The sequence below is a fragment of the uncultured Roseobacter sp. genome, assembly GCF_947488185.1.
GTDB lineage: Bacteria > Pseudomonadota > Alphaproteobacteria > Rhodobacterales > Rhodobacteraceae > Roseobacter.
Window position 1 is genome coordinate 454244 of the sequence record NZ_CANKYM010000001.1, and the last position, 22898, is coordinate 477141.

21 protein-coding genes are annotated in these 22898 nt (G+C 59.4%); 12 read left to right on the forward strand and 9 right to left on the reverse strand.

Annotation, left to right across the window (positions count from 1 at the left end; all coding sequences use genetic code 11):
- Positions 1 to 16 precede the first annotated feature (16 nt).
- From Q1A52_RS02505 to Q1A52_RS02535, 7 genes are all read left to right on the forward strand, one after another.
- Entirely contained in the window at positions 17 to 997 is a 981-nt protein-coding gene (locus Q1A52_RS02505; RefSeq protein ID WP_195819539.1) for a TRAP transporter substrate-binding protein, read from the forward strand.
- A gap of 70 nt (positions 998 to 1067) precedes the next feature.
- Positions 1068 to 1592 (forward strand): TRAP transporter small permease, encoded by a 525-nt coding sequence (locus Q1A52_RS02510; RefSeq protein WP_300012135.1) that lies wholly within the window; start codon positions 1068 to 1070, stop codon positions 1590 to 1592.
- A 4-nt stretch (positions 1593 to 1596) separates the two neighbouring features.
- A complete protein-coding gene (locus tag Q1A52_RS02515; RefSeq protein WP_195819537.1) occupies positions 1597 to 2904 on the forward strand; it encodes a TRAP transporter large permease in 1308 nt (435 codons plus the stop codon).
- A complete protein-coding gene (locus Q1A52_RS02520; RefSeq protein ID WP_300010391.1) occupies positions 2905 to 3831 on the forward strand; it encodes a hypothetical protein in 927 nt (308 codons plus the stop codon).
- Between the two features lies 1 nt (position 3832).
- Positions 3833 to 4564, forward strand: coding sequence for a carboxyltransferase domain-containing protein (locus tag Q1A52_RS02525; protein ID WP_300010393.1), 732 nt, complete (start codon positions 3833 to 3835; stop codon positions 4562 to 4564).
- The gene (locus Q1A52_RS02530) at positions 4561 to 5583 is read left to right on the forward strand and encodes a biotin-dependent carboxyltransferase family protein (RefSeq protein ID WP_300010396.1); all 1023 of its coding nucleotides are present in this window, start codon (positions 4561 to 4563) and stop codon (positions 5581 to 5583) included. Before Q1A52_RS02525 ends, Q1A52_RS02530 begins: the two co-directional genes overlap by 4 nt.
- Before the next feature lie 10 nt (positions 5584 to 5593).
- On the forward strand, positions 5594 to 6361 hold the full coding sequence (locus Q1A52_RS02535; protein ID WP_300010399.1) for a LamB/YcsF family protein: 768 nt from the start codon (positions 5594 to 5596) through the stop codon (positions 6359 to 6361).
- Between the two features lie 18 nt (positions 6362 to 6379).
- Here the strand turns inward: Q1A52_RS02535 and Q1A52_RS02540 are convergent, their stop codons facing one another.
- The gene (locus tag Q1A52_RS02540) at positions 6380 to 7921 is read right to left on the reverse strand and encodes an ankyrin repeat domain-containing protein (protein WP_300010402.1); all 1542 of its coding nucleotides are present in this window, start codon (positions 7919 to 7921) and stop codon (positions 6380 to 6382) included.
- 410 nt (positions 7922 to 8331) lie between these two features.
- Between Q1A52_RS02540 and Q1A52_RS02545 the strand changes: the two genes are divergently transcribed.
- From Q1A52_RS02545 to Q1A52_RS02555, 3 genes are all read left to right on the forward strand, one after another.
- Complete coding sequence (locus Q1A52_RS02545; RefSeq protein ID WP_300010405.1) at positions 8332 to 9153, forward strand: hypothetical protein; 822 nt, start codon at positions 8332 to 8334, stop codon at positions 9151 to 9153.
- A gap of 9 nt (positions 9154 to 9162) precedes the next feature.
- Entirely contained in the window at positions 9163 to 10674 is a 1512-nt protein-coding gene (locus Q1A52_RS02550; RefSeq protein ID WP_300010408.1) for a methyl-accepting chemotaxis protein, read from the forward strand.
- Between the two features lie 399 nt (positions 10675 to 11073).
- Positions 11074 to 11376, forward strand: coding sequence for a chorismate mutase (locus Q1A52_RS02555; protein WP_300012138.1), 303 nt, complete (start codon positions 11074 to 11076; stop codon positions 11374 to 11376).
- An 89-nt stretch (positions 11377 to 11465) separates the two neighbouring features.
- Here Q1A52_RS02555 and Q1A52_RS02560 read toward each other — a convergent pair whose 3' ends face one another.
- A complete protein-coding gene (locus Q1A52_RS02560) occupies positions 11466 to 12677 on the reverse strand; it encodes a serine hydrolase (protein ID WP_300010411.1) in 1212 nt (403 codons plus the stop codon).
- A 93-nt stretch (positions 12678 to 12770) separates the two neighbouring features.
- Here Q1A52_RS02560 and Q1A52_RS02565 point away from each other — a divergent pair, with 93 nt between their 5' ends.
- Positions 12771 to 13550 carry a LytTR family DNA-binding domain-containing protein gene (locus tag Q1A52_RS02565; RefSeq protein WP_300010414.1) on the forward strand — a complete coding sequence of 260 codons (780 nt, stop codon included), beginning with the start codon at positions 12771 to 12773 and terminating at the stop codon, positions 13548 to 13550.
- Positions 13551 to 13625: 75 nt separating this feature from the next.
- Here the strand turns inward: Q1A52_RS02565 and Q1A52_RS02570 are convergent, their stop codons facing one another.
- The 5 genes from Q1A52_RS02570 to Q1A52_RS02590 form a co-directional block, all read right to left on the reverse strand.
- Positions 13626 to 13907 (reverse strand): hypothetical protein, encoded by a 282-nt coding sequence (locus Q1A52_RS02570; protein WP_300010417.1) that lies wholly within the window; start codon positions 13905 to 13907, stop codon positions 13626 to 13628.
- Positions 13897 to 14943, reverse strand: a complete 1047-nt coding sequence (locus Q1A52_RS02575; protein ID WP_367277981.1) for a hypothetical protein — start codon at positions 14941 to 14943, stop codon at positions 13897 to 13899. Before Q1A52_RS02575 ends, Q1A52_RS02570 begins: the two co-directional genes overlap by 11 nt.
- Positions 14940 to 15344 carry a hypothetical protein gene (locus tag Q1A52_RS02580; RefSeq protein ID WP_300010420.1) on the reverse strand — a complete coding sequence of 135 codons (405 nt, stop codon included), beginning with the start codon at positions 15342 to 15344 and terminating at the stop codon, positions 14940 to 14942. The genes Q1A52_RS02575 and Q1A52_RS02580 overlap by 4 nt, the downstream gene beginning before the upstream one ends.
- Complete coding sequence (locus Q1A52_RS02585; protein WP_300010423.1) at positions 15341 to 16828, reverse strand: FAD-dependent oxidoreductase; 1488 nt, start codon at positions 16826 to 16828, stop codon at positions 15341 to 15343. Before Q1A52_RS02585 ends, Q1A52_RS02580 begins: the two co-directional genes overlap by 4 nt.
- A gap of 176 nt (positions 16829 to 17004) precedes the next feature.
- The gene (locus Q1A52_RS02590; RefSeq protein ID WP_300010426.1) at positions 17005 to 17379 is read right to left on the reverse strand and encodes a response regulator; all 375 of its coding nucleotides are present in this window, start codon (positions 17377 to 17379) and stop codon (positions 17005 to 17007) included.
- A 183-nt stretch (positions 17380 to 17562) separates the two neighbouring features.
- Here Q1A52_RS02590 and Q1A52_RS02595 point away from each other — a divergent pair, with 183 nt between their 5' ends.
- Positions 17563 to 20097: an HWE histidine kinase domain-containing protein gene (locus Q1A52_RS02595; RefSeq protein WP_300010429.1), complete on the forward strand. Its 2535-nt coding sequence runs from the start codon at positions 17563 to 17565 to the stop codon at positions 20095 to 20097.
- 22 nt (positions 20098 to 20119) lie between these two features.
- Here the strand turns inward: Q1A52_RS02595 and rpoN are convergent, their stop codons facing one another.
- Positions 20120 to 21373 (reverse strand): RNA polymerase factor sigma-54, encoded by a 1254-nt coding sequence (rpoN, locus tag Q1A52_RS02600; protein WP_300010432.1) that lies wholly within the window; start codon positions 21371 to 21373, stop codon positions 20120 to 20122.
- 64 nt (positions 21374 to 21437) lie between these two features.
- Positions 21438 to 22898, reverse strand: coding sequence for a hypothetical protein (locus tag Q1A52_RS02605; RefSeq protein ID WP_300010436.1), 1461 nt, complete (start codon positions 22896 to 22898; stop codon positions 21438 to 21440).

Consider the following 22898-nt stretch of genomic DNA (forward strand, 5'->3'; position numbering starts at 1 on the left):
TAATACGGAGAGACACATGAGACTGACACAAAACCTGATGGCCGGGGCGGCCACTGTCGCGCTGACGGCGGGAACGGCGTTCGCGGCAGAGAAGTGGGACATGCCGATGGCCTATTCCGCCTCGAACTTCCACTCCGAGAACGGCGTAACCTTCGCGGAATGCGTAGGCGCCGGCACCAATGGCGAGATCACCATCGAGGTGCATGCCGGCGGCTCACTCTTTGCCGGGGCCGACATCAAGCGTGCGATCCAGACCGGTCAGGTGCAGATCGGCGAGCGCCTGCTTTCCGGCCACCAGAACGAAAGCGCCGTCTTCGGCTTCGACAGCATTCCCTTCCTCGCGCCGTCCTTTGACGACAGCGTAAAGCTCTACAATGCCGCCAAGCCGAAGATCGAAGCACTGCTGGATGAGCAAAACCTGGAGCTGCTCTACGCCGTGCCGTGGCCGCCCCAGGGCCTGTATTTCAAGAAAGAAGTCAACAGCGTGGCCGATATGTCCGGTGTCAAGTTCCGGTCCTACAACAACACGACCAGCCGGCTGGCCGAACTGACGGGCATGCTGCCGGTGACGGTTGAAGCCGCAGAGATCAGCCAGGCCTTTGCCACCGGTGTGGCGGAATCCATGGTCTCCTCCGGTGCAACCGGCTATGACCGCAAGGTCTGGGAAAGCCTGACGCATTTCTACGAGGTCGATGCCTGGCTGCCGCGCAACTACGTGATGGTCAATCAGGATGTCTGGGCGGATGTGTCCGACGCCAACAAAGCGGCCATTCAGGCCTGCGCCGCCGAAGCCGAAGCGCGCGGATTGCAAGCCTCCAAGGACTACACCCAGTTTACCATGGACGGGCTGGCCGCGGGCGGCATGACCGTACAGCCTGCCGGAGATGCCCTGATGGGTGAGCTGCGCGAGATCGGTGCGACCATGACCGCCGAATGGCTCGAAGCCGCAGGCGACGATGGCAAGGCGCTCGTCGACGATTTCAAGGCGATGCAGTAATCGCACTGGGCGGCCTCACGGTTCCGAGGCCGCCCTCCTTCTACCTTCCATGAGAACAAGGGGTGCGCTGGTGACTGCGATCCGCAAGACGCTTGATTTTCTGTACCTTGCCTCCGGCGTGGCGGCGGCCCTGTGTCTGATCGCCATCCTGGTGCTGATCGTGGCGCAGATGGTGGCCCGCTGGACCGGCGAGATTTTCCCCGGCGCGCCGGATTACGCAGGCTACGCGATGGCCGCGGCAAGCTTTCTCGCCTTTGCCAACGCGCTCAATCGCGGGGCGCATATCCGCGTGTCGATCCTGCTCAATGCAATGACCCCAGGCCCCAAACGGGTGTTGGAGATCTGGTGCTTTACCATCGCCGCCGCGGTGGCGTGGTATTTCACCTACTACGCCTATTGGTTTGTCTATTGGTCCTGGAAGTTCAACGAGGTCAGCCAGGGGCAGGACGCGACGGCCCTTTGGATTCCCCAGTCCGTCATGGTGATCGGCGGTGGGCTGATGGCCATCGCCCTCACAGACAATCTCATCCATGTGATCGTCAAAGGCGACCACCGTATCGTGCGCGATAGCGTCGACCAGAGCCACGGGGAATGACATCATGACCGAACTTTACGCGATCATCCTCTTTCTCGTCGTTCTGTTCCTGCTCTTGGGCACCGGCGTCTGGGTGGGCCTAGCGCTGATGGGTGTGGCCTGGGTGGGTATGGAGCTTTTCACCACGCGCCCTGTCGGCGACACGATGATCACAACGATCTGGGCATCGTCCTCAAGCTGGACACTCACCGCCCTGCCGCTCTTTATCTGGATGGGTGAAATCCTCTATCGCACGCGACTATCAGAAGACATGTTCAAGGGGCTCTCGCCCTGGCTCGCGCGCATGCCGGGCGGGCTGGTGCACACGAACATCGTCTCGTGCACGATCTTCGCTGCTGTTTCGGGTTCTTCGGCGGCAACGCTTACGACCGTGGGCAAAATGGCTATCCCCGAGCTACGGGCCCGCAACTACCCTGAAAAGATGGTGATCGGCACGCTGGCCGGTGCGGCCACGTTGGGGCTGATGATCCCGCCGTCGATTGCCCTGATCGTCTATGGCGTGACGGTGAACGAAAGCATCACCAAGCTCTTTTTTGCGGGCGTCTTCCCCGGCCTGATGCTGGCGGCGATGTTCATGGCCTATGTCGCCGTGGTGTCCAAGACCTCGCCCTCGTGGAACCCAACCATGGAAACCGGCATGAGCTTTGCGGAAAAGTTGCGTAACTCGCGGTTTCTGGTGCCTGTGCTGGCCCTGATCTTCGTCGTCATCGGCTCGATGTACGGCGGCTATGCCACGGCCACCGAAGCGGCGGCCATCGGTGTGATCGGTGCGCTGACACTCGCGGCGGCACAAGGGTCGCTGACGCCGACCTCCTTTCGTGAGAGCCTGATGGGTGCGATGCGCACCTCGGCGATGATCGCGCTGATCCTTGCGGGGGCAGCCTTTCTGAAGCTGTCGATGGGGTTCACCGGCCTGCCCCGCGCGCTGGCCGATAACATCGCCGCAATGGAGCTGGGGCGTTTCGAGCTGCTGATGGCGCTTCTGGTTTTCTACATCATCCTCGGCATGTTCCTCGACGGCATCTCGGCGGTGGTCCTGACCATGGCGATTGTGGAGCCGATGGTGCGCGAGGCAGGCATTGATCTGATCTGGTTCGGCATCTTCGTGGTGGTTGTGGTCGAGATGGCGCAGATCACCCCACCCATCGGGTTCAACCTCTTTGTATTGCAGGGCATGACGCAGCACGAAATGGGCTATATCACCAAGGCCGCGCTGCCGATGTTCGCGATCATGGTGCTGATGGTTTTCGTCCTGATCTGGTTCCCGGATATCGCCACATGGCTGCCCGAAAACATCCGAAACACCCCCTAGATGATAGGTGCCTTTGGCTTATGTGCCTCCTACTCCCGCAGCCTGCTGATCCTTGGTCTTCTGGCCGGTGTCGGCCTGCCCGACCTGGCCGCCGCGATGGCGCCGTGGCTGCCGGAAATGGTGGCGATCCTGCTGGTGGTCACCGCCTTTCGGATTGGGCACCGTGCTGCCTTTGGCGCGCTCAGCGACCTGCGGTGGAGCCTGCCTGCCGTGCTGATCCTGCAGCTGGCACTGCCGCTCGGGCTCATCGTGCTGCTCAAAGGCGCCGGGCTGGCGGGCACGCCCCTGGCTTTGGCGCTGGTATTGGCCTGCGCCGCTCCGACAATTTCAGGCGGGGCGTCGCTGGCGATCATCCTGCGGCAGGATCCGGCCCGGATGATGCAGTTCCTGGTCTTCGGCACCGCGATCTTCCCTCTCACCATTTTGCCCGTTCTGGTGGCAGTACCGGTTGCTGTGGATATTGGATTCCTCATGGGCATTGCGCTGCGTGCCCTTGTGATCATCCTCGGAGCCGCCGCCTTAGGGTTTGCACTGCGCCACTGGATGCTGCGCACACCGGACGCGCGACAGATCAAGGCAATGGACGGGGCGTCGATCCTCTTCTTCGCGATCATCGTCGTGGGGTTGATGGCCGCCCTCGGGCCGATGCTGCGCAGCGATCCGGTGACCGCGCTGCTCTGGGCGCTGGCGGCGTTTGCACTGTCTTTCGGTTTGCAGGCCGTGACGCTTTTGCTGCTCCGCCGCTCCGCCTTGGCCCCTGTGAGCGGCCCTCTCGCACTGGCGGCTGGCAACCGCAACATCGCCCTCTTCCTTGTCTCCCTGCCAACAGAGGTCATGGCGCCGGTGATGATCTTTGTCGCCTGCTGGCAACTGCCCATGTACCTGACGCCGATCCTGTTGCCGCGGCTCTACAGACTGGCGGGCTGAGATGACGGAGATGCCCTGCATCCGACGTGTCGGCCTCTCCGGTCTGCTGGTCAGCTTTGGCGACGCCATGAGCGAACCGGCCAACCGCGCCGCCCTCGCCTTTCGCGCCGTGCTGGAAGCCGAGGTCTGGCCGGAAGTGACCGAGACCATGATGTCGCTGGTGTCGGTCTTTGTCGCTGTCGATCTGGTCGACGTCTCTGCCGATGACATCGAAGAGCGGCTACGGGCCTTGCTGGCCCGGCAGGACTGGTACGCGGCACCTCTGCCCAAGGGCCGCACTCTCTGGCACGTCCCAACGGTCTATGGAACAGATCTGGCCCCGCAGTTGGAGGAGGCTGCAAGCGTTGCGGGCCTTGACCCGGACGAGGCCATTGCGCAGCTCTCAACCGCGCGTGTCCGTGTGCTTACCATCGGGTTCGCGCCCGGTCAGCCCTACCTGGGCGAGTTGCCCGAGGTCTGGAACATCCCGCGCCAGCAGGGGCTGACCAAGAGCGTGCCATCCGGGGCGCTTGTAACCGCCATCAGGCAGCTGATCATCTTCACAGCTCCCACGCCCACCGGCTGGCGACATGTCGGTCAGACAGCATTTCGCAACTTCAACCAGCTCGCAGAAGATCCCTTTGCCCTGGTCCCTGGGGATGAGTTGATTTTTCCCGTGATTGAGCGCAGCGCGTTTGACAAACTGGTTGCCAAACACAGCTATGGCGCTGCTGAGCGTGAGGCGATTTCATGAGGGCCGCGCTACGCATTCTGTCGGCTGGTCCGGCGCTGAGCCTGCAGGATATGGGGCGGACGGGATACCTGGCGCACGGGCTGACCCGCAGCGGCGCTGCCGACGTGCTTGCCTTGCAGGAGGGTGCCGCACTCCTGCGCCAAAACGCGACCTGCGCGGCCATAGAGATGATGGGCATGGGCGGCAGTTTCAAAGCAGACCTCGATACGGTCATCGCCCTCACCGGCGCGCGGATGACCGCCACGCTGGAAGGCGCGCCGCTGATCTGGAACGCAAGCCACGCCCTGCCCGCCGGTGCGAAGCTGGTCATTGGTGGCGCACAATCCGGCACCTATGGGTATCTGCATATCGCAGGTGGTTTCGAGACGCCGGCGGAGATGGGCGCGCGCGCCGCCCATTTGGCCGCCGGGATCGGCGCGCTGCTCAAGGCGGGCGACACGCTGCCCATTGCGCCGGACCCACACACGACGTCAGGCGTCTTCCTGACCCCGCAAGACCGTCTCAGCGGTGGCACGGTGCGCATCGTGGACTCCTTTCAATCCACGTTTTTCTCGGCGGACACCCGGGCGCGTTTCACCCGCACGGAGTTTCGGCGCGACCCCCGCGCCAACCGTCAGGGGGTCCGGCTGGAGAGCGATGCCGAAGGGTTTCACGCAGAGGGCGGGCTCAGCATCGTCTCTGAGGTGATCACCACCGGCGACATCCAGATCGCAGGCGACGGCGCGCCCTATGTGCTGATGTGCGAAAGCCAGACCACCGGCGGGTACCCCCGGATCGGCACGGTGATCCCGGCGGACCTGCCTCTTGTGGCGCAGGCGCCGGCGGGTGCCCCGCTGCGTTTCGAGACCGTCACGGTGGAAGAAGCCATCGAGATCGAAAAACGCACCCGCGCCGAGATCAAGACCCTGCCATCGCGCGTTGAACCGCTCGTCCGCGATCCGCATGACATCGCAGACTTGCTTAGTTACCAACTGGTCAGCGGCGCCGTGTCGGCCACCGCCGACCCATTTGCCCCCTGAAGGAGACCCCATGACCCGCGTAGACCTGAATGCTGATATGGGAGAGAGCTTTGGCCCGTGGAAAATGGGCGATGACGCCGCCCTGCTGAAAATCGTGACCTCCGCCAATATTGCTTGTGGCGCACACGCGGGGGACGCGCAGGTGATGGCGACCACCATGGGCATCGCGATGGAAAACGGCGTGGGCATCGGCGCGCACCCCGGCTTTGCCGACCTGCAGGGATTTGGGCGGCGGCGCATGAACGTGCCGCGTGGTGAGCTGCAGAATTCCATTCGCTATCAGGTGGCGGCCTCGGTGGGGGTCGCGCGCGCCATGGGCACCAAGGTGCGGCATCTGAAACTGCACGGGGCGCTGGCGAATATGGCCTCGGAAGACGAACAGCTGGCGCGGGATTGCTACGAGGCGGCGCTCTCGGTCGATCCCGAGCTGATCGTCATGGTGCTCTGCGCCACGGCACAGGAGGCGGCCGTGCGGGCGTTGGGCTGCGCCTACGCGGGCGAAATCTTTGCTGACCGCGCCTATAATGATGATGCCACCCTGGTGGATCGCAGCCTGCCGGGCGCGGTGATCCACGATCCGGACGTCGCAGGCCAGCGCATGGTCGAGATGGTGCAGGCAGGCGCGATCATCACTGCTTCCGGCAAGCAGATCGAGACCGACATTGACACCATCTGCCTGCACGGCGACACGCCGACCGCCGTACAGATTGCCGGCTCCGTGCGGGGGGCCTTGGAGACAGCTGGGGTGACCGTCACACAGTTTGACGGTCGGCGCTGATCAGGGCCTTTCTGGGGATCAGAGCGGCCCGCCGTCCACCACCTGCTCCGGGTGGCGGTCCACCCAGTCTGCAAGCAGATCGGCCAGCGCCGGGTCACCAGCCGCATCCGGCGCGCGTCGTGGCACGGGCACCCCCGCTTGCAGCGCCGCCACCAGGCAAGCCGCGTGATCACGCTCTGCCCGTTGCGGGCAATTCTCGGAACCGTGCAGGATCGTCGACAATAGCGTACCGCCGTAGCCGTTCTGATGATCCAGATCGGCACCGAGCTCGATGAAATACGTCATCAATTCGGGCAGACCTTCCCAGCCCGCAACATGCAGCGGGGTCAGGCCCTCGGCATCAGGCGCATCGAAGGGGACCCCCAGTCCCACCAGCCGTTTGATGTGATCGCCCTTGCCCGGCAGATGCAGGATCATGCGGATGATATCCCGGTAGGCCCCGGGCAACTGTGCGGGATCAATCCGTGTACCCCCGACATCGCTGCCTGACGCCTCGTTGGCAAGCAGCTCCTCTACCGGGCTCAGACGTGGCGCAGTACCCTTTGCCTCGATTGCATCCGCCAGAACCTGATTGCCGAACACACGCGCGTAAGCATAGGCCGAATGCCCTTCGTAGGTGTCCGCAGGGTCCGCCCCCGCCGCCAGCAGAAGCTCTACCATCTCCCGGCCGGACATCCGGCGTGCGGCCTGATGCAAGGCCGGCATGACCCACGGGCGCTCTCCCCCCACATGGGTGCCATTGAAATCATTGGGCTGCGCGCCCGCCGCCAGCAGCAGCCTGACCGCTTCGACATCATGGAAATCCATGGCCCGCAGCAACGCATTCGTGCCGCGCGGATCGGCCCCGTGTTTCAACAGCAACCGAAGCCCCTCGTGGTGTCCAAGTTCCGTGGCATGGTAGAGCGACTCGTCATCATTCGGGTCCGCACCGCGTTCCAGCAGCCACTTCCCGAGCATCATGTTGTTCGCGTGGCCAATAGCGCCGTAGAGAGCGGATAGCTGGTGATCATTGTCCGGCGCCACCGGCATGGAGTCATTCACGGACGCCCCATGGGCCAAAAGCAGTTCGGCAATGGCGATCATGTCGTCCGCACGGTCAGGGCGGTGATGGATGTACCGGGAAAAGGCTAGGTGACACATGGGTGTCCGCGCACCATGGGGGCGGACGGCGACCTGCGGATCGTCCGCCAATGCCGTTTTCACAGCTGCCAGATCATACAATGCCACCCGCAATCCGAACAGCCCCTCCGCCAAATCAGGTGTATCGGCGAGCAGCCTTTCAATCACGTGGCTCTGACCCTGAAAGATCGCGATTTTGAGCCGTTGTTGCCGGGCCGCGCGATCAAGCCCCTGCAGCTCTGCAGCGAGCTTCAGGGCGGGCCAGCTTTCAAACTGATTTTCACGGGCGATGACATGCAGGAAATCAGCATGTTTCAGCAGGGTGCCATCGGGGCGCGGCGGGTGGTTGGCAACACGTTGCCGGGCATAGGTTTCGTGCGCTTCATAAGCCCTGCGCAATGCCTTTGCGTCACGCCGCAGTTGATCAAGGGATTTTGTCATGGGTTTCCTCATATCCTGCCCTTCGGTCCGCTGGATCGGGCATGAGAAACACCAAAGTGTTCTAAGCGATATGAAAGGGTGCCGATGACGGCTTTCCGCGGACCTGGTTGCCGCCCTCAGTCGGCTAATACAGAATACCCCAACACCCCGCTTCATGCCAAGAGGGAAGGCAGCCAGGCCACCAGTTTCGCCGGTTCTGCAGCGCAACATGTTCTGATCTTTGAGGTTTTTCCGAGTATGCAGAAAAGTGCAAATTTTGCCTCAAAGCTAACCGGTTGTTAGGGTATCCCAAGGCATACAGATCGGGACCGACCACTCGCTAGGAGGCCGATATGTTACCGGAATCGCTCAAAAATACCTCGCTTGATACTCTTTTCCGCATGATCGTCGCGGCACTGACATCTGCGGGCTTGCTGTTGACGGCCTGTGCTGCCGTCATCGTCTATCTTTTGATGGAATCCGAACGCGATGCAGGCATCCTGTCGCATTCTGCCGACCCGGTTGGCATTGAGCTGGGCGAGGTCATTACGTCGGTCGGGTACGGCGGTTTGATCCACTCCTTCAAAAACTATGTCCTCAGAGGCACGGAACGGCATTTCGACGATATCTCTGATGACGCCCACGCTGCGAAAATTGCGCTGGAACGGCTGGCCAGAACCAGCCCCGAAAACAAGGTACATGCAGAGAACATCACCGCCGTCGTTGCTGCCTATCTGGCAAAATCCAACGACGTCAAAGCCATGTTGGAAGCAGGGGCTACGCCGGAGGACATTGATGCCGTCGTCAAGATTGACGATTCCCCAGCACTCGACGCTCTTGCCGCCATCTCCGCCGCTCAACAGCTTGCGTATGTGGAAGCCACAGGCCTCTCTGCGGAAGAAGGAAGCAAGAGCAAATCCGGACTGTTGAGCGACCTGCGAAGCGCACTTGGCTATGGCGGCATGATCCACCATTTCAAGAACTACGTATTGCGCAAGGACGCTCCGCGCGTCGAAAAAATCACGGCATCACTGGAGCGTGCAAAGCTTGATATCGAACTCTACGCATCCCTATCCAACAATGCCACCGAGATCGCAGCACTCGACGCCTTGAGAGAAGTTGTTTCAGAATACGAACAAGGTTTGGAGCAAGCCAGAAGAGCGGTGGCGGAAGGTCTTTCAGCAATGGAGATCGACGCGCTCGTCAAGGTGTCGGACGGCCCAGCCCTGGAGGCACTTGCACAGCTTGATTAGACAATCAACGTGAGCCTCTACGAACAAACCAGGGACCTGGATAACGACATACGTTCCTCAAAATACATCGGGATGATCATTGCATCGGCAACCGCATTGATCTGCGCTGGCTTAGCGCTCGGAATCGGGCGCATACTCAAAACCTCTGCCGTTGTACCGGCGAAAGATCTTTCTGAGCGCATCTCGGCATTGTCGCAGGGCAACACCGCAGTGACCTTCAGCGACCTAGCGGGAGAAACAGAAATTGGCTCTATCGCCGAAGCGGCCAGCGCCTTTCGATCCTCACTGATCCGAAATCTTGAACTGACGGAAGCGGCCGAAAAGGCTGCAGAAGAGCATCGCGTCATGGCGGAAGAGCAAATGAGAATGCTTGCGGAGCAAAAGGCGCTCCATGAGGAACGCGAGCGTGCTGCAGCGGAAGCAACCCAGCGTCAGAAGGAGCAGGATGCCCTGCAGGAGCGAATCGGTCAGGTGTCGCAGGCTGCAGGTAACGGAGATTTCTCGACACGTGTGTCCATGTCATCCAAACACAAGGATCTTGCTCTGGTCGGACGCCATGTAGATGACTTGCTAGAGACGGTGGAGACAGGCCTTGAAGCAATCTTTAGGGTCACGGGCAAGATGCATGACGGCGATCTGAGCGCGCGTATGGACGGTGATTTCAAAGGCGCGTTTCTCGATTTGCAAAAATCATTCAATGCTTCGCTGATGCAGATCGCGAAACTGGTGGATGCTGTGCTTGAAAACGCGCAAGCGATTGATGCTGATACGGATGCGATAGCCAATGCCACCCAATCCTTGGCCAAACGCACCGAGTCGCAGGCGGCGTCTTTGCAGGAATCGTCCAGCGCGGTGGCGGAACTGTCGGCGTCTGTCGAGTCCGTTTCCACGCAGGCGGGTGAAGCGCGAGACCTCACCAACGAAGCGCTGGATATCGCCAACAAGACCGGGGATGTCGTAAAGCGAGCAGTGGCATCCATGGCTGCAATTGTACATGCATCCAAGGAAATCTCGAAGGTCACTTCGCTGATCGATGATATTTCATTTCAAACGAACCTGCTTGCGCTCAACGCGGGTGTTGAAGCGGCCAGAGCCGGAGAAAGTGGGCGCGGCTTCAGCGTCGTCGCCTCAGAAGTGCGCGCATTGGCGCAACGCGCGGCAACCGCTGCAAGCGAGATCAACACCCTGATCGAGACAAGCGAAGTACAGGTAACCAAAGGCGCCAAGCAGGTGGATGAAACCGGCGATGCGATTTCCAGGATTTCCGACTTTATTGAAGGTCTGAACGAAGCCATGCACTCCGTTGCCAATGCGACGGTTGAGCAAACGGCAGCCCTCACACAGGTAAGTGGCGCAATGAGTGAATTGGATGGCGTCACCCAGCAGAATGCTGCGATGTTCGAGGAAACTGCCGCATCGACCGCCGCGCTCAAGGTGAGAACCGACGCGCTTATTGAAACCAGCGGGTGCTTCAAAACAGGCGCTGGTGCCGAAACGCATGCGCAAGCGGCACTGAACTGAACACAACCAAACCAAACCAAACCAAATCATGTACCGCGCACCCGTTGCGCGGTACAATCGTTAAAAGACGCCCAACTGTTCGTCTCTCAGGTCGCACAGTCGCATCAACTCAAACAAGGATTTTGCGATTGTTGTGCGTCGACTTCTGCGCGAGATCGTATCCACACCTCCTTCTTTTGGGGCTGCATTCCCAGTGAGTACGACAACCTGTTCAAAACGCATCCAGATGACCCGCGGCCAGAGCCCTCTCAACTCCACATAATAGCAGGAGCCAAGGGACAAGAGGCCGCACAGTGCCGTCTTGTGATTTCGGGAGGTACAAATATATCTGACGGATATAAGCGAAAACCGCCGATGGGCGAGCACGTCAGACCTCAAAATCACAAAGAAGGAAGCGCGATGAGCATCCGAAAGCCGCCACACCTCTGCGAAAAGATGCAGGATCTTCGCGTTGAAATAGATGCTATTGATGCCGATCTGATTGATCTTCTTGCGGAGCGCAGCCGGTACATTGATCGCGCTGTCGTCCTCAAAGAAGCAGAGGGCTTGCCCGCACGCATCACGGACCGGGTTGAAGAAGTCGTAAGCAATGTGGCAACCCGCGCCTGCGCACAGGGCTTGGATCCGGTCCTTGTAGAGAACATTTGGCGCGGCTTGATCGAGTGGTCTATTGACCGTGAAGCGGAACACCTCGGCGCGTGACTCTGATACGTTGCGGCTTCTTGCAAGACACAAGGTCAGTAGACCATGGGAAACCATGTAAGATGGAATACAACTCCATTCGGCCAAGCCTATCGACCATCAACGATGCTCTTTGAGATCGCTCGGAAAACAGCGACAGTCTCATGATCACGGGTGTCAAAATCAGGATCGGCGCTGGATTTTATGATCACGATCCGCCGAACACGATCAACATAGATGTACTGCCCCCAAATCCCAATCGCGAGAAATTCATCTTCAGGCGCCTCGGGTATCCACCAGTGATACCCATACCCAAAGGTCCAGGAAGATGCCGGGTTTTCGCCCGGTTCAAGATGCGGCCCGATTGGCCGCGTTGAGTTTGTGACCCAGTCGCTGGGTACGATCTGGTGAGAGCCGCGCCTACCAGACATCAGGTAGAGGCGACCGAAACGCGCGTAGTCGCGCAATCGCGCATTCAGACAGCAAAACGGCAAAACGGCACCCGCGCGCCCGGTGTTCCAGAACGCATCGCTTTCGGCGCCCATAGGCGTCCAGAGGCGCGCCTCCAGGTATCTCTCCAGCGGCATACCTGTTGCTGCCTCCAGCATCAGACCAATCGCGATGCTGTCTGAACTGATGTAGTTGTTATAGGTGCCAGCCGGTCTGTCATTGACCAAAGTCACCAGCGTGTCCCGCATGTCGGCACCCGCAGCGAGCTTGAAAAACAGCATGTTCACGTCCGAAAACGGATTGCCATAGTCTTCATCGAAGGACACGCCGGAAGACATGGTGAGCGCGTCTTCAATCGTGACACCATCATATCCCGACCCCGCCAGTTCAGGCACGTATTGGTCGATGCGGTCGGCCAGACTGCCGATATGTCCTTCCTCGACAGCTATGCCAACCAGTGCGGACAAAACTGATTTTGCCATAGACCAAGAGGTGAAACGTGAAGTCTCAGTCGCGCCCAGCCGGTATTCCTCATGGGCTATTGAGCCGTCGTGAACCACAATCAGTCCAGTCGTTTGCGTCTCGTCGAGGAACGTCGCGGTGTCGCGGAGTTCACCATTGTACCTATAAGTTTGCGATAACGGGCGGGGGTCGGACGTAAACGCCCAAACCGACCCGCTAGCCGCAACATCGCGATAGGGGAAAACCCGTTCCATGGTTCGGAAATTCTCGACCCACTTATCGTCAGAGAAAAGCGTGATGCCCGCCCAATACGGCGAGGTCCAAAGCCATAGAAAACCACCGCCCCCTGCCAAGACCAGCAAGATCAGAATTCCCAGGGCGACGCGCACAAGACGGCTTGCAATCCTCATCAAAGATGTCCTCGTATGGTTGCAATTGTCGGTGTGCTAGCCCGACATTGTGAAGGGCTGAAGCACCGTGTCGCCAACGTCAGGTAGTTATTCGTGAACGACACCCCATTTGCCTTTGCGCTGGCCGAAGCGCGCGTGCTTGCGGCCAGTTCGCGGTTTTGGCTTATCTTTCTGGCGATAACGGCACTGGTCTTTGCCACCGGACCCTTTGGCACGTTCGACAGTTTGGTTCTGGGCGTACGCCTCGTTTATTGGACCATGGTCAGCCTGGGGAGTTTCTGGCTGGGGTTTTTGACATCGATGACTTGTGCCAGCCACGCAGAGGATTGGGACCTGTCCCCGCGCGTGTCAGTCGTCTTGGGCGGCATGATTGCGGGCGTTCCAATCGCCCTGTTTGTCGCGGCGCTGGATGTAGCGTTTTTTGCCGAACCTTTTTTGTCGTCAGTCCGGATGCTCACGCCTTACGCATCATTCGTCGCTGTGATCGTCGGTTTGATTTACGAGGGCTTTGGGACTGCGGCGCGTCACAAGACCAAAGTGACCGATGCGGGACAGAACTGGCTGAACAAACTGCCAGCGGAAGTTGGCCGAGAGATTTTGTGGCTGCAGGCACAGGATCACTATGTTCTGGCCCGTACGCGCTTGGGCGAAACCCTGATCCGGGGTTCCCTGTCAGAAGCTGATGCCGCCTTGAGAGGATATGGCCTGCGCGTGCACCGATCCTGGTGGGTTGCGCAGGATCAGATGGACCGATTGACCCATTCCGGTGGTGCCGGAAAACTGTTCCTGAAGAACGGGGAGGCCGTGCCTGTCGGACGAGCCTTCCGCAAAGAGGTGCGCGCGGCGCTGTCAGCGCAAAAGGCTGATACGTAGAGTGACCTTCTGGGTTGGTGTTTCGGAGGCCGCCACAATGGGGGTGTTTTGCGCGTCTCGAGCTGCTCTTCTGGATCAGGTCAGCGGGGCACAGCCTATCAGCCCCGCGGGCAGCACGACCACGGCCCCCGCCCGGTAGAGCTGCGCGACAAAATCCGCATCGTCGCTCACAAGCACCGTGCCAAGCGCCGTGGTGTCTGTAATCGAAATATGGTCCGGCAACGCATCGATAAAATCTGCTGTCGCAAACGGAACCAGCGCCGCAGGCGCGTCGCTCGACAGCAGCATCACCGAGGCCAGAAGCACAAGCCAACCGGTACCCAGAACACCCAATCCCATCAGCCATTTAATAGTCATGGATGTGCTCCACGGTCACACCGGCTGCCAGAAATGCACGAAGCCGATCCCCAAGATCACGCACCTTGAGCCCGACCAGATGCCGATAGTCGCCGTACCCCTGCCGGCGCATGGAACTGCGGGCACCTTCAAATTGGGCAGTATCGGCAAGAACCGTCAGCATGATGTCATCATTTCCTGCAATCTCCACAAAATCCGTACCGTCCTGCGCCATGCTCAGCATCAGTTCAGTCAGCGCGCGGTACCGCAGCGTTTCAAGTTCCGTGCCTTCATCGCGTTGCGCAACCACGGTGACACCTTCCTGCGCAGGGCCAGAATACCCTGTCACAATCATACGCAAGGTTAACGCATCGGGGCCGATATTCTCGACTGCTGCGCTGATAACCCCCGCATAGGCCGCCTTCGTCCGATACTCCAGACCAAGGGCTATTTGCCGTTCGCGGTCCCGCAAACCTGTCGCGGCGGCGGCCTCCAAGGCCGCGGCATCAGAGAGAAAATCCCACCGGTACCAAGGCACCTGCTGCAGAAAGGTCGCATATCCGCGCGCCTGGCTTGCGGAAAGATCGTCCAGCGGAGCGCGTGTCGGCCCACGAAACCAGACCACGGCACGCCCGACGGTTTCCTCATAGGCGGCCTTGAACACCAATTCGACGGTGAAACTGATGCCGATCACATAGACCATTTGCTTGGTCTCCCAGGGAAATCCACCGTGCTGGCCTGATGTTTTCGACAGGTCGCATAGCGAGGCCCAGAACCCGTGAATACCCTGCAGAAACCCAAAATCATGCGGATCACCGGTTGCGATGACCTGCGCATAGTCGTCATAGGCATGCACGATATGCCATTCAGGATAGGTCAGATAAGTGCGGCTCTCCGGACGGTGATGCTCTGATGGCAGGATCGCCGCGTAGTCATTGGAAGTGCTTTCGCCACGGCAGGCAATCTCGTTATGGGCAACTGGAATCAGCAGCATAACGACAAGCAGCAGCAAAAGAAGGATCGCGCCTCGAATGACGCGCCACAACAGGGAGATCACGCGCGATCCAGTTTCAGACCGGCCCAAAGCGCGACTGCACCCAACAGCAGGTGCGGCACGTTCGCTGCAAGCCGCAGGAAGGTGAATGACAGTCCAGCAGAAACATTGGTGAAGATGCCCAGATCAAGATAACCATAGCCGGTGAAGAAACCGAAGACACCATCGCCCAGATAAAGCGCGCCGAACACGATGAGAAAGAACCTGGCGGATTGCTTGGACCAGAGCGCTGCAAAAAGCGCCCAGAGCGCCGAGGCGACATGCAGGGCGTCATCGAAGATATCGAGCGCAAAGATACCAAAGGCCAGTCCCTCCGCATCCGTCAGCCCGGGGATGTAGTTGAGCGAGGCCGCGGCCAGCAGCACGACGACATAGACAAGGCAGATCTTTTGCAGGATGCTCATAGCGGCTCCAGATAAGTGTCCCAGAACGCGCTGCGATAAAGCCCGCTCGGATCCAGCACGCGTTTTGCCGCAGCAAACTCAACGGCACGCGGGTAGGCGTTTTGAAATTGCGCCAGGGTCGGATGCGGACGGTAGGGCAAATAGTAACTGCCGCCGATTTCGGTGATGGCCCCGACAAGGGCCCGGGTCATCCGCTGCATGTCGGCTTCCCCGCGGGCGGTTTTCTCCTGACTGAAGGACATCACCGCCGCAATGCGGGGCACGGTCGCGTAACTGAGCCAGCTTTCGGGATCGCGATCCACGAAGCGCAACGTGACATTGAGAAACTCCTGGTAGGAAGCTGGAATGATGTCACGACAGACCTGCAGGAACTCGGGGAACCGTTCCGGTGCCACGAAGTATTCATGCAGAATATCGACCCGATGGGGATTGCGGTCATCCAGCGTAACTACGGGTTCATTGATCAGAGAATTGCGCGTGGTCGGCCCGCCACCAACCATGGGTCCGAGTTTTGTCTCAAAGGCCCATCGCAGAGCCTTGCCCGGTTCACTGCCCAATTGCGCGCGATAGACACGGCTGGCCAGACGAGAAACGGCGCCGGACCCTGCAGCCGCAGGCAGATCGGATTGATCTGCGGACGGGCGATAGGTGACCAGAAATGCCTCTTCGAAAAAGGTGCCGTGATCCACGTTCAACCTGCCATAGGCCATATTCACCTGCGGATCGTTGACCACCTGAGCGAAGACCTCGCCAAATGTCTCTGCGGGCATGCGTTCAAACGACGGTTCAAGCCTGAGGTTCGGTTCCGCCGCCACCTCCATCGCAACGATGGCACCCGTGAGCCCATAGCCTCCCATGCTCATGGCAAAAAGCTCCGGGTTTTCCTGCCGGGAGCAGCGCACCAGATCACCGTCCGGCAGCAGCAGATCAATGCTCCGCACAGTAGCCCCCATCGGGCCAAAAGGCACTGCCCATCCATGGGCATTCACGCAAAAGGTTGCCGCTACGCCAAAATCATGGTTGGACTGCATCACCTGCGGCGAAAACCCCATAGGGTCGAGCGCTGCGATCACCTGCGACCAGCGCGCCCCGGCATGGACGCGATAGGTTTTTGCCGCGCTGTCGAGGTCGACCATTCCGTTGTCGAATGTAACTGCGTGACCGCCCGTTGGAATGGCCTGCCCGCCCATGGAATGCCGCGCGGCACCAATATTGATCGCTCGGCCCCCGCTTTTGGCCTCGGCCATTTCAGCGCGCAGACGGTCAACCAGGGCGTTGGTCGGGTCTTCTGTCATCGTGATGTGACGGTAAACCGGTGTCGCGCTCAACTCACTGGCGTCGTTCAACATCAGGTCCGAGGGCGGCATGTCGGTCAAGAGTGTATCGGTGATCGGCGTCAGGTTCGGGTGCAGGTAACGGGTGGCCAAAGCACCTACCGCAGCGCCGGTTCCCAGCAAAAGGGCGCGCCTTCCAAATGTCTTCATGCCCATTCCTTTCCGGAACGCGTTGTTGGTGTCTTTCTACCCAAGATTATCCGTGAAAATCAAAAAGGTCTAAATGGATCGTATCTGCGAGACATAAAAAATGAGGCATACAAATCAGCAATCACCCGTGAGTTGGTCGTAAGCAGACACAGCCAAGTGCCTCGCACTTCCCATCATCAGGATGTTAGAAAGTCAATTTCTTCAAGGATATGGTCAACGTTAATCGGCTTCTCGATACCGACATCTGCGCCAACCTGACGGGTGGTCGACAGGATGTGTTCCATACCGGGAAACTTGGCGGTACCAGTAATCGCAATGATTGGAATGGTGCGACATTTCTCTGTCCGCCGAACCCAAGAAATCAACCCAATACCACCGTCGGGCACAGATCGACCATCCACCTTCACAATGACGTCGGTAATCAGAAGGTCGAACTCTGCGCGCCAAAGCTCCTCCTGTGCGGCGGAGGCCGTACTGCAGGTCTGAACATGGTGACCTGCCTCTTTCAAGTTCTGCGACAACTGATAGCTTAGCGCCAGATCATCTTCCATCAGAAGAATTCGTGCCAATTTTCCCTCCATTGGCTGGCTGATTTTTCGCCCCTAGCGTGTATTTATGCACTACGTTAGAACAAGTGGGAAGAGCAATATTGGACCGTTCGAGACATAACCGCCCGTAACTTATGGGAGATTTGTGTATGTACACGCAACGCGTCAGCCAAGCAGGGAAAACAAATGGATCGGCGTTTGACTGATGCGGAATTGCAGCAAGCACTCGATAACTGTGCCACAGAGCCCGTGCACATTCCCGGTATTGTACAACCCTTCGGACATCTTCTCGCCTATGATCCCAAAAGCAGTCTGATTTGCTATGCGAGCGAAAACTGCTCTGATGCACTGGGGATGCCTCTGCGCGACCTGCTCGGTACGTCGGCCAGAGAGGTTTTGGGCTCTGAAATCTGGCACGATTTGCAAAACGCCGCCTCACGGACCGAGTTTTCGAGAGAAAATCTTTCGGTTTTCAACCACGAACTGAACGGCACGCAATGCGCCATCAGCGCTTTTGAAAGCGGCGGATTTCACGTTGTGGAGTTCGAACAGGCGCGCACCGACATTCTGAGTGGAGCCGAAGCTTTCCGGTCCATGAACTTCCTCATGACGCAGATTCACGGATGCGAGGAAAGACAGGAACTATTGCAGCTGACCGTCGATCTCATGCGGCATTTCACAGGGTACGATCGTGTCATGATCTACCAATTCGACCATGAGTTTAACGGTGAGGTTATTACCGAGACGTGCAGGCCCTCTATGCCGACCTTTCAGGGGTTGCGCTTTCCGCATTGGGATATTCCCGAGCAGGCGCGGGCGATAATGAAAAAAGTGCCCGTCAGGGTCATTGAAGACGTTGAACAGGTGCCGATTCCTCTGGTTGCTGCCCACGAGGATTTGCCTCCACTGGACATCACTCTCGCGGCCTGCCGCGGCGTGTCGCCCGTTCACATGGAGTATTTAGCCAACCTCGGCAGTCAGGCGACAATGACCCTGAACGTTGTTGTTGAGGATCGCCTGTGGGGCATCATTTCACTGCATAACCGCAGCCGAAAAGTGCCCCCGGCAATGCTCCGCGAGGTGTTGAAGAGCTTTGTGCCAGTGTTTTCGGCAAAGCTTCTGGCCATTCGGAACGATGAAACGCTTGGTCGCATCAGAAGGCTCGAAGAGAGCATCGTAAGCAACCACACACAGGATTTCCGCATGGAAAAACTGCTGCCCGAGATTGCCCCACTGGTGATGGAGGTGATCGGTGCTGACGGGATCGCAGCCATCAGCGGCGGCACAGATTATTCTTTCGGCGTATCACCCCAACCGGAGTTGCTACGGCGGCTTCAGCGCCACGCAGGTGAGCAAACCGGGACCGTGATTGCAATTGATAACCTGGGTGATGCTTTTCCCGACCTGGGGGAAGCGACGAATGGCTGTGCCGGCGCACTGATCGCCAGCATTCTGCCAGACAGCGCGATCTGCATCTTTCGCCGGGAAGTCGCACAGGAGGTAGCTTGGGCGGGCAAGCCGGACAAACCCATCACCGAGATTGACGGAAAGCTTCGTCTGTCCCCCCGTGGATCGTTTTCCGTCTATATCGAAAACGTCGGAGGCCGCAGCAAAGCCTGGTCAGAAGACGACAAGTACTTCATCGGGCATGTTCGAACGCTGTTGCATGCGTCTGAACGCCAGACCCTGATGAACACGATGAACAAACAACAATCCTTGATGATCGACGAGCTGAACCACCGGGTGCGCAACATCCTCGCGCTGGTACGCTCCATCTCGCGTCAGTCGCGCAGGCGATACAACTCGATCGATGGCTACGCCGACGCAATCGAAAGCCGCATCCGCGCCCTTGCCGCATCGCACGAGTTGAACGCGCGCTCGCTGACGGGCCCGGTATCGATCAAAAGCCTGATCAAACGGGAATTCGATCCGTACAAGGAAACTGCAGGCGCCCGACTTCACCTCGAAGGACCCGACCGAAACCTACTGGTCCAGATCGCTCCGATATTCTCGCTGGTCGTGCATGAGCTGGCGACCAATGCTGTCAAACACGGCGCGCTGAGCACCCAGAAGGGAGAGGTGAGCATTACCCTGGAGCGTCTGCCCGGCGCGATGCAGGTCACCTGGCAGGAACGCGGTGGGCCACCGGCAAGCAAACCCGCCGAAACGGGTTTTGGTACAGCAATGATTGAGCATGCCGTGCCTCATGAGCTTGGCGGGACAACTCAGCTAATGTTTGAACCGGGTGGTGTAAAAGCGGTATTCACCCTGCCTGATCAGCATTTCGACGATACTGCGGCCTCACCCGACACCGAAAACGCTGCTGATTCCGATGTCGCGGACGCAGAAAGCTTTTCCGGCGAGGCATTGTCCGGCACCGTTCTGCTGCTGGAAGACAACTACCTCATCGCAAAAGAAATGAGCGATCAAATGCGAGAGTTCGGTTTTGCTGAAGTAGAAATTTTTGCAAATTCAGCGGATGCACTCAACTTTCTGGACATGGAAGACGTCGCGCTGGCAATTCTGGACGTCAACCTTGGCAAGGACAAGGACAGCATCGGCGTTGCAATGAAACTGCATGAAATGAGATTGCCGTTCTTTTTTGTAACGGGTTATGGGAAGAGTGCCGCCCTCCCCGACACGCTCAAAGACGTACCTCTGTTGACCAAACCGGTGTCAAACCGCGAGCTTCAGGATCAGCTTTTCAGGCTGCTGGACTAGTCATCGCCTGAGCGTATTGGTATCAGATTGAACTTGCGCCAATATGTACGCGCATTGGTGATCCTGGAATGCCAAGAGCCTGCCGATACTTTGCCACAGTCCTGCGTGACACCATGGCCGCGCCTTCGGAAAGTGTTTTAGCCAGCATTTGATCGGTCAGAGGGTTGTCTGGATCTTCAGTGGCAATCAAATCGCGCAATAGCGTCTTCAGCTTGCGGCGCGATGCCGTCGGCCCACGTTTACGCCCAAGCGCACGGGAAAAGAACCGTGTCAGTTCAAGCATCTGGATAGGCGTCTGCACCAGCAATCCCGTGGCAACCCGGCCCACTGTGCTTTCATGCACTCCCAGTCGATCAGCCACGTCGCAGCGTCGCAGCGGTTTCAACCCACGCACGCCGCGTTCAAGAAATCCCACCTGGTGACCGATCACGACCCGCGCCACATCGAGCGTCATCTGATTGCGCAGGCGCACCGCGTTGACCAGCCAACGTGCATCACGGCGCAGCTTGGCGAGCTTCGGGTCAACTGCATTGCCGGTATTTGCCAGATTGACACTCGGCATTGTCGACCGATCCAACTCGATCTGCCAGCCGCCCGCCTCCTTGCGCACGATGATATCCGGGCGCCGGTCCAAGCTGGGATCTTCGTGTTGAAACGCAGCGCCGGGTTTGGGATCACACGCTCGGATAGAGGCCAGCGTTTCGGCAACGACGCCCGGCGCGAGATCCGTGGCATCGGCCAAGGCGTCGGCCCCACCCTCGAGCATGATGCCCAAATGCGCGACAACAATCGCAGCCGCGTCATCCCAATCCCCCCGCTCGATCAGTTGCAGGCGCAGACAATCCGCAAGATCACGGGCGAACAACCCGGTTGGTTCAAAGTCTTGTAGACGCGCCAGAACGGCCTCCGCCTGCGGCACGGTCACGTCCGCATGTTCAGCAATGGATGCCACCGGCTGGCCCAACCAGCCGCTGGGTTCAAGCGCCTCAACAAAGGCCTGCGCAATGCGCATCTGCAACGGGTCATCGAATGCCACGCTGATCTGGTTCAGGACATGTGCATAGAGACTGGCCTCGGCGGCAACAACCGGCGCTTCATGTGCATCACGCCCGCCCTGCCTGCCCGGCGCAAGGTCGAGCAGCGGATTGCGCGTAGCCATGTCAGCGACATGGCGGGTCAACTCGTCGTTGTTCATGCGCAGCAATCCGACCATGCCGCACAACCGCGCACTGACATGGAGCGCTGGTTTGGGAACAAGGCGAAGGTCTGGTTGCATCATGATCGTCCTCTTGCGGACCGCTCCAGTCTAGGACGGCAATTCGTTTGGGTCGAGGGGCAAGTCACGCGGCTTCCTCGGCAGTCTCACCACCTTCCTCAGTGGTGCCCTCCTCCGTGGGCTCAGCGTCGCCGCCACCCTCGCCCTCGCTGGAAGATTCTTCGCCCCCGCCGCCTTCATCTACCTGCTCACCGCTGCTCTCTTCGACGTTGGCGGCTTCTTCGTTTGCTGCTTCTTCTTCAGTTCCGGTCGGGTCCGGCACCTCCAGCTCTTCATCTCCTTGCGTGAATTGTGTCGGTTGCAGCCCCTGGTTGAGGTTCTGGCTGCGTTGGTTGCGTTGGCTGGTGCGCCGCGTTTCTCGGGCCGTTCTGCGTTCCTCGGCAAAACGGCGCTCTTCGGTGGGATTCAGCGCGTTCACGCGAATGCGGTTCACGTCGCCGGTGCCCGCCAACCGCTCTAGTGGTACGTAGTCGGTGCGGAAAATCAGCTCGACCGCGCTGTCGAGCTCGAGGTCCGCATTGACCTCCTCTTCGGTCTGCGTGCGCTCGGTCGAGACATAGCCGATGGTGTTTTTCATCTTCGCGGACGCGCCCCACGGCCCGAACTGCGCCTTTACACCCGCCTGCAATTCGTTGCGGACATCAAAGCGGGAGCCGCGGTCATCAGAGGCGGCACTGGAGGCGTCGATATGGAACCGCATCGAGGCGTTGAGGCGCCCGGAATCGATCACAATGCGCTGCATACCCATCATTACCATGGTCGCCAGCATCTGCTGTTTGTTACGTGCCAGAAGCGCCCGCACCGGACCGATCAGTGCCTCTGGGTTGCCCGACGGCAGCGATGACCCGCGCGGCGCGCCCAAGGCCGTGCGCAACGCGTCCTCGGACGGCATCTCTGCACCGGGGCTGAGTTCAAGCCGCTGGTTCTCCGCCCGCTCGGCCATCCATTCGGCCCGTTCGTCAGCGCTCATCTCCTCGGGGTTGTCAAACCCTTCATCGCTGTCGCCCTCAATGCGAAACGTGCCGGGGAACCGTTCCATCAGCCACTGGCGCGCGCCCATATCTCCGATATTCGCGTCGGCAAAACCATCTGTACTCGCAGCAACGTTGCGGATCAGCTCCACATAGCTTTCCAACTGCTGTTCGTTCGATTCATTCATAGCCTTGAAAACACCGGTGATCAGCTCACCGACGAAACGCGGGAAGGATACCGCGTTCAGAATGCGCTCTGTCTGGGGCGCGATCTGGTCGATAGCGGTGCCGGAATAGGCGCGCCCGGCAGATTGCCCCTCTGCCAGCGGCGCGCGGCGTTTGCGGGGCAGCGGCGAGGGCGGATCGGATCCCGCCTCCTCGGCCAGTGTCAGTGCCGTTGAGGAAATACGCACAAGCGATTTGGCCACATCCTGGCGGGTCTGGGGATCGAGCGTATCAAACCCTTCGGCGGCAGTCAGCAGAGCGCGGACACCGTGGCGCACATCATTGCGGGGCCGGTTCGGCGCTGCGTGGATGGCGGCGACCGCACTCAT